Here is a 6,865-nt window from a genome sequence, read left to right on the forward strand (position 1 = left end):
AGGTCGAGCAGCCCCGCCGTTTCAGGGGACGGCGGCCCGCACGACCTCGGGTTATCTCCGACGGACGTTCATCGTTGGTACTTCACGGTGTGCTCATGAGTGCTCGTGCCTGTTCTCGAGGTAATGCTCCAGGGCTGAGATATCCAGATGTCCGGACACTCGTAGTGCTCTGCCGAATGCTCGGCGTCGTTCTGCCGTGCTCAGACAAGACGAAAGGGGGTGCAACCAGGCACCCCTCCCGGGAAGTCTGCGCCGCGGATCGGGAACGATCGCGACGATACGGGATCCGTCCCCGGATTCCCGATCCTGCGCCACGATCCGCAACAGATCGACGGCCAACTCGCGCTTCCGGCACCCGACGCAGGTCCGCACCGGGCCGGGCCGTCGCTCTCGCGTCGGATCGGGGGTGTTTTCCCGCAGAGGTACCGAAGGCTCGCGCTGAACCTGAGACCACTCTACCGCTGTCCCGCTCCGAACACCGAACCCCGCCCCCGCGGAAGTTACCAACCTGTCATCCCGGCGCCCGGATTCCCGATCCGATCGGTCCGGCGCGGGACTCGCCGAACGGACCGTCGCACGCCGTGGCGCGCCACTCTCGGTCAACTGCGCTGCGCCTCCGCGGGCGCGCTACCGCCCACGTCAGGGGCCGCGTCGCTGCGGATGTCGATGCGCCAGCCGGTCAGCCGGGCCGCGAGACGGGCGTTCTGACCCTCCTTGCCGATGGCCAACGAGAGCTGGAAATCGGGCACGACGACGCGGGCGGCGCGGGCTTCGGGATCGACGATGGTGACCGAGACCACTTTCGAGGGCGAGAGCGCATTGCCGACGAAGGCCGCCGGATCGTCGGCGAAATCGATGATGTCGATCTTCTCGCCGGCCAGTTCGCTCATCACGTTGCGCACGCGCTGCCCCATCGGACCGATACAGGCGCCCTTGGCGTTGACCCCGGACACCGTGGAGCGCACCGCGATCTTGGACCGGTGCCCGGCCTCGCGGGCCACCGCCACGATCTCCACCGAGCCGTCGGCGATCTCGGGGACCTCGAGGGCGAACAACCGGCGAACCAGGTTCGGGTGGGTGCGCGAGAGGGTGATCTGCGGGCCGCGCGGGCCGCGAGAGACGCCGACGACGTAACACTTGATCCGGTCGCCGTGCTCGTAGGTCTCCCCCGGCACCTGCTCGGCGGGCGGGATGAGCCCTTCGGTGCCGTGCAGTTCGCTGCCGATGCGGACCACGATCGTGCCGCGGGCGTTGGCGCGGGCGTCGCGCTGCACCACGCCGCCGACGATGTCGCCCTCGTGGGTCGCGAACTCGCCGAAGGATTTCTCGTTCTCGGCGTCGCGCAACCGCTGCAACACGACCTGGCGCGCGGTGGTGGCGGCGATGCGCCCGAAGCCTTCGGGGGTGTCGTCCCATTCGGAGACGAGGTTGCCGTCGGCGTCGAGTTCGCGGGCCATCACCCGGACCGTGCCGGTCTTCTGGTTGATGTCGATCCGCGCGTTGGGCTGGTGCCCCTCGGTGTGGCGGTAGGCGGTCAGCAGAGCGGACTCGATCGCGGAGATCACCGTCTCGATCGAGATCCCCTTGTCGGCGACAATCGCACGCAGGGCTTCGATTTCGATGTTCATTCCACGATCCCTTCGGTCGGCGCATCGGTGGTGGTGTCGGAAGTGGTGGTGGCGGGCTCGTCGACTCCGCGACCGGGTTCTGGCCTGCCCGGGGCGACGCCGCCCGCGAGTTCGAGTTCCAACGCGCCGGGCGGGTTGAACTCGACCTGCACGACGGCCCGCTCGATGTCGGCCAGCGCCACCGGCACCCGGTGCGGTCGCTGCTTGCCGCCGAGTACCAGGGCCACGGTGTCGCCCTCGAGCGCGCCGACCCTGGCCTCGAATCGGGACGATCCGCCGGGGTCGGGCGGTTGCGCGCCCGACCGTAGCTCGACGCGCACCTTGCGGCCGCGCGCCCGTCGCCAGTGCCGCTCGGCGGTGAGCGGTCGATCGACGCCGGGGGTGGTGACCTCGAGCAGGTAGGCCGTCTCCCCGAAGTCGCCGACCGAGTCGAGCTCCTCGGACAGATCCGAACTCAGGGTCGCCAGCGTATCCAGATCGGCGGACGCGTCGCTGTCGACGGTCACCGTCACCCGAGCCTGCGCGTCGGTCTGCTTGCCGACGGTCGAGATCTCGACACCCTCGAGGTCGAATCCTCGTCGCTCGATGAGCCCGGCTATCAGCTGGCTCACCCTTTCCTCGGTCGGCATCGGCATGTGAGGCGGCTCCTGGTTCAGTTGTGACGCGATCGGGGTCGGTTCGGTGCGAGGGGTCGAGCAGTCGCTGTCGGCAAACAACTCCACCGAAGGTCTAGCGTAACGCGCCCCGAGAGTGTAAAGGACCAACGGCCGAGCACAAGATTCGGCGGGTATCCTGCGCCGTCGCGGTCGAAACCCGCGCTGCCCGCGCCATGGTCGCCACCGCACACACGCCTGGCTCCCGGCCCCGTCCACGCGTCGGCCCCGGTACCGTCCAGGCGTCGATCGCGGTGGCGTCCGCGCCTTGGTCGGAGCACGCGCGCGGATCTGGCACGATGGTGCCGTGCCACGTCGCCCCCTCGCCCCGCCGAACGCCGGGCGCACCGCAGGCATTCCCGCCCCTTCGGCGGTCGACCGCCGGACGGCCCTGCGCTGGGCGGGCGGCGGCGCGGTGGGGGCGTTCGCACTGGTCGCCGTGACCGGCTGCGCCGACGAGACCATCTACCTCCCCGATCCGCTTGCCGCCCAGGAGATCTCGGCGCGCGCCGACGCGGCGGCGGCCACCGCGGCCATCGCGCTGGCTCCCCAGCGGCAGGCCGCGCTCACCGCGATCGCGGCCCAGCGCACCGAGCACGCGGAGGCGTTGCGCGCCGAAGTGGCGCGCGTCATCGGCGTCTACGGCGACGGCACCGTGCCCACCCGCCGCACCGCCGAACCCGGTCCGGGCGCACCCGGTTCCGGCCCGATGCCCGCCTCGACGGAAGCGCCGATCCCGCCCGCGGCCCCGCCGACGATCGAGCAGTTGCGCGAACGGCTGACGGGTTCGCAACGGTCCGCCGCGGACCTCGCCCGGACCCAGACCGGTTACCGCGCGGGCCTACTGGCCTCGATCAGCGCCTGCTGTGCCGCGCAGACGGGAGTCCTGCTCGCATGACCGACGCCGAACGCCGCGCCCTGCTCGACGCGCTCGGCGCCGAGTACGCGGCCGTGTACGCCTACGGGGTGGTCGCGGCCTTCGCCTCCGACGAGCGCACCCGGTTGGTCGAGCAGTTCACCGCCGCGCACCGCGCCCGCCGTGACGCCACCATTGCCGCGCTGACCGCGGCGGGCGTCCCCGTGCCCGCGCCGGAGGCCGCCTACACCGCGCCCTTCCCGGTCGACGATCCGATTCCCGCCGCGAACCTCGCGGTCGCCGTGGAGAACGACGCCGCGGTGGCCTGGCGCGCCGTGGTGGAACAGGCCGCCACCGAGCAGACCCGCGGGATCGGCGTGGACGCGTTGTCCGAGACCGCCGTGCGCCTGGCCACCTGGCAGGTCATCCTCGGCACCGCGACGACGGCGCTGCCAGGAAGCGCCTGAGCGGCCATCCCCGGTGGGCGCGGCGCCGAATAGGTGTCGTCACCCGTTGCCCCGCAAGGGGATTGCCGAAGGATTGCCGACGATGTCCCGTTCCGCCCGCCGTGTCTGCCTGCTGCTCGTCCTCGTCGTGGCCGCCGTCGTGGCGTTCCTGTCGGCGGGCCCGTCGACGGGAACGGTCCGCGACCTCGACGAGGACGGCCGCGAACATCCCGCCGAGGACCGCGACGCGCTGGTGGTCGACCTGTTCCTGGCGTGACCTGTCAGGGTCGCATCGCGTAGGCCCCGTTGTAGGAGGCGACCCGCTGCCACATCCGCTCGGCGCGCGCCTCGTCGGCGACGGGGGCGCGCAGGGCGGCCACGGCCCATTCCCGCTGCGCGGCGGTGGCCGAGGATTTGCCGTAGAGCGTGGTCGCGTGCGCGTTGAAGTCGCGGATCTGGAAGTCGAAGATCTGGTCGAGGACGTCGCCGTCCAGTCCGGTGATCGCCGCCTGCTCCAGGATGAGCTGCCCGTAGACCACCAGCGAGAACAGGTGGCCGACGGTCAGCATGAAGTCCAGGTCGGTGCGCTGGGTCTCCTCGGGTGCGGCGGTGGCGAGCAGTGTGCGCAGCGCGCGGGCCTGTTCGGTGAAGCGGGCCACGTTCGCGACGTCGGCGTGCTTGTCGTAGACCGGCGCCCAGTCGGCGAAGCGGACCTTCGCCGCACCGCGCGCTGGACCCTGCCGCCAGAAGAACTCGTCGTCGGCCGCGTCGAGTCGGGTGCCCACCTCGGGATAGTCCTGCGGCTCGAACAGGTAGTTGGGCATGAACTTGAGGATCTGGCCGACGTTGACGTGCACGGTGCCCTCGAGGCGCGGCAGGGTGCTGATCAGCCGGGCGACCTGGGCGAAGTAGGTGTTCTTCTCGAATCCCTTGGCGGCCAGCACATCCAGCAGCAGCGTGGTGACCACTTCGGCCTCGGAGGTGACCTTGGATTTGGTCATCGGATTGAACAGCAGGTAGCGGCGGTCCTCGAGGCTCGCCGAGCGGAAGTAGTCCACGGCGCGGTCGCTGAACAGTTTCATGGCGGCGATGCGACTGTAGGCGTCGATGAAGTTGCCGCGCACGTGCGGGAAACGGGTGACCGGTTCGCCGTAGAGGATCCGGTTGTCGGCGTGGGTGATCGCCTCGTGGAAGGCGTGTTCCACCATGCCGATGCCGCCGTGGCACAGGTTGAACTTGCCGACGTTGACGGTGTTGAGCGCCGCGGAGAAGGCTTCGGGGCCGGTGTGCAGGATGTCCTCGGCGCGCACGGGGTAGTCGACGAGGCGGAAGGTGCTCACGTACATCTGCCCGTGCACCACGTTGCCGCGCAGTTCGTAGGCGTCGTGGCGGCTGTCGGCGGCGAACCAGACGTAGCCCTCGGCCCCGTCGAGGTCGGCGCGGCGGGAGAACACCGAGACCATGCTCGCGACGTTGCCGTTGCCGATGTAGTACTTCTCGCCGTTGGCGCGGAACAGGATTCCGGCCTCGGCGTCGGCGCTGCCCGGCGCGGTCGGGGTCAGGACCAGATCGGTGTTGTAGATGTCGGCGCCGTGGGACTGCTCGGACAGCGCGAAGGCCATGACCTGGCCGTCGGCGAGGTCGGCGGCGGCGCGGCGGGTGGCGGATTCGTTGGCGCTCTGCCAGATCGGGCCGAGACCGAGAATCGTGACTTGTTCGGCGTACCAATACGAGAGCCCATAGAAGCCGAGGATCTCGGAGAGCGCGGCGTTGCGCGCGGTGTCCCAGCGCCGGTTCGGGTCGCCGTCGGCGTGCGCGGCGGGGGTCAGGAAGGTCGCGAACAACTTCTCCCGGCCGACGAACTCCAGGAAGTCGGCGACCCAGACGGCATCCCGGTCATCGGCGAGCAACTGGTTCTTGCCCTTGGTCTCGAACCATTCGACGGTGGCTTTCAGCAGTCGCCTGGTCTCCGCGTCGAACCAGTGCGGGTCGTAGGTGGCGGGGTTGAACAGCAGCGCGTCGGAGGTCGTCATGACCGCCAAACTACCAGCGGGTAACTCCCACCGATCCGGGGTCCGTCGAATCCGTGACCAGCGGTTTCACCTTACGGAGCGGTAGGTAGACAGACATTGCGTCATCGTCTCGACAGCAGTCCCGAGAACGCGGAACGGCCCCCGGCGGGTACGAGCAACCGGGGGCCGTGCGCGCGGGGAGTCAGCCCTTCAGGCGGGCGAGCACCGTCTCGACGGCGGCGTCGGCGGCGATCTCCTCGACCGCGCCGGTGAACCGGTCGCGCAGTTCGACCTTGCCTTCGGCCCAGCCGCGCCCGATGACCAGGATCCACGGCATGCCGAGCAGTTCGGCGTCCTTGAACTTCACGCCCGGCGAGGCGGTGCGGTCGTCGAACAGCACGTCCACACCGCGGGCGTCCAGACCCGCGACGACCTGTTCGGCACCCGCCCGCGCGCCCTCGTCCTTATTGGCGATGACCACGTGCACGTCGAACGGGGCGATCGCGGCGGGCCAGCGCAGACCCTTGTCGTCGTGCTGCTGTTCGGCGAGCACGGCGACCATGCGGGACACGCCGATGCCGTAGGAGCCCATGACCAGTCGCACCGGTTTGCCGTTCTCGCCGAGGACGTCGACCTCGAAGGCGTCGGTGTACTTGTAGCCGAGTTGGAAGATGTGCCCGATCTCGATGCCGCGCGCGGCGACCAGGGTGCCGTGACCGTCCGGCGAGGGGTCGCCGTCGCGGACCTGGGCGGCCTCGATGGTGCCGTCGGGGGTGAAGTCGCGGCCCGCGACCAGGCCGACGACGTGCTTGTTCGGGGCGTCCGCGCCGGTGATCCAGCTGGTCCCGGTACCGACGCGGGGGTCGACCAGGTAGCGGACCCCGTTCTCCTGCAACGCCTTCGGACCGATGTAGCCCTTCACCAGGAAGGGGTTGGCGGCGAAGTCGGCGTCGGTGAGCAGTTCGATCTCGGCGGGTTCCACGGACGCGCCGAGACGCTTCTCGTCGACCTCGCGGTCACCGGGGATGCCGATGCCGACGATCTCGGTCTTGCCGTCCGGATGACGCAACTTGACCATGACGTTCTTGAGAGTGTCGGCGGCGGTGACCGGACGGTCGAGCACACCCGCCGACTCCGCCCACCGCACCAGCGTCGCGATGGTCGCGGTGTCGGGGGTGTCGTGGACGGCCGCGGCGGGCAGGTCGTCGAAGGGCAGCGGAGCCGGGGCCGGGGTGATGACGGCCTCCACGTTCGCCGCGTACCCCGACTC

The 6,865-nt window shown here is 70.1% G+C and carries 8 protein-coding genes; 3 read left to right on the top strand and 5 right to left on the bottom strand.

Translation table 11 applies throughout. The features are described from left to right. Positions 1–93 precede the first annotated feature (93 nt). The 3 genes from ON30_RS37580 to rimP form a co-directional block, all read right to left on the bottom strand. Entirely contained in the window at positions 94–420 is a 327-nt protein-coding gene (locus ON30_RS37580; RefSeq protein WP_083911493.1) for a YlxR family protein, read from the bottom strand. Between the two features lie 179 nt (positions 421–599). Next, a complete protein-coding gene (gene nusA / locus ON30_RS18270) occupies positions 600–1,628 on the bottom strand; it encodes a transcription termination factor NusA (protein WP_040708672.1) in 1,029 nt (342 codons plus the stop codon). Continuing rightward, positions 1,625–2,263, bottom strand: a complete 639-nt coding sequence (gene rimP / locus ON30_RS18275) for a ribosome maturation factor RimP (protein WP_040708673.1) — start codon at positions 2,261–2,263, stop codon at positions 1,625–1,627. The genes nusA and rimP overlap by 4 nt, the downstream gene beginning before the upstream one ends. Before the next feature lie 325 nt (positions 2,264–2,588). Between rimP and ON30_RS18280 the strand changes: the two genes are divergently transcribed. From ON30_RS18280 to ON30_RS39245, 3 genes are all read left to right on the top strand, one after another. After that, the gene (locus ON30_RS18280; RefSeq protein WP_439928093.1) at positions 2,589–3,179 is read left to right on the top strand and encodes a hypothetical protein; all 591 of its coding nucleotides are present in this window, start codon (positions 2,589–2,591) and stop codon (positions 3,177–3,179) included. Continuing rightward, complete coding sequence (locus ON30_RS18285; RefSeq protein ID WP_040708675.1) at positions 3,176–3,604, top strand: ferritin-like domain-containing protein; 429 nt, start codon at positions 3,176–3,178, stop codon at positions 3,602–3,604. The genes ON30_RS18280 and ON30_RS18285 overlap by 4 nt, the downstream gene beginning before the upstream one ends. An 82-nt stretch (positions 3,605–3,686) precedes the next feature. Next, positions 3,687–3,860, top strand: coding sequence for a hypothetical protein (locus ON30_RS39245; RefSeq protein WP_157183767.1), 174 nt, complete (start codon positions 3,687–3,689; stop codon positions 3,858–3,860). Between the two features lie 4 nt (positions 3,861–3,864). Here the strand turns inward: ON30_RS39245 and ON30_RS18290 are convergent, their stop codons facing one another. Both ON30_RS18290 and ON30_RS18295 read right to left on the bottom strand, forming a co-directional pair. Then, positions 3,865–5,616, bottom strand: coding sequence for an acyl-CoA dehydrogenase family protein (locus tag ON30_RS18290; RefSeq protein WP_040708676.1), 1,752 nt, complete (start codon positions 5,614–5,616; stop codon positions 3,865–3,867). A gap of 181 nt (positions 5,617–5,797) precedes the next feature. Beyond that, positions 5,798–6,865 (bottom strand): His/Gly/Thr/Pro-type tRNA ligase C-terminal domain-containing protein (locus ON30_RS18295; protein WP_040708685.1); only part of this gene is annotated, 1,068 nt, incomplete at its 5' end.

It is taken from the genome of Nocardia takedensis NBRC 100417 (genome assembly GCF_000308695.1).
Lineage (GTDB): Bacteria > Actinomycetota > Actinomycetes > Mycobacteriales > Mycobacteriaceae > Nocardia > Nocardia takedensis.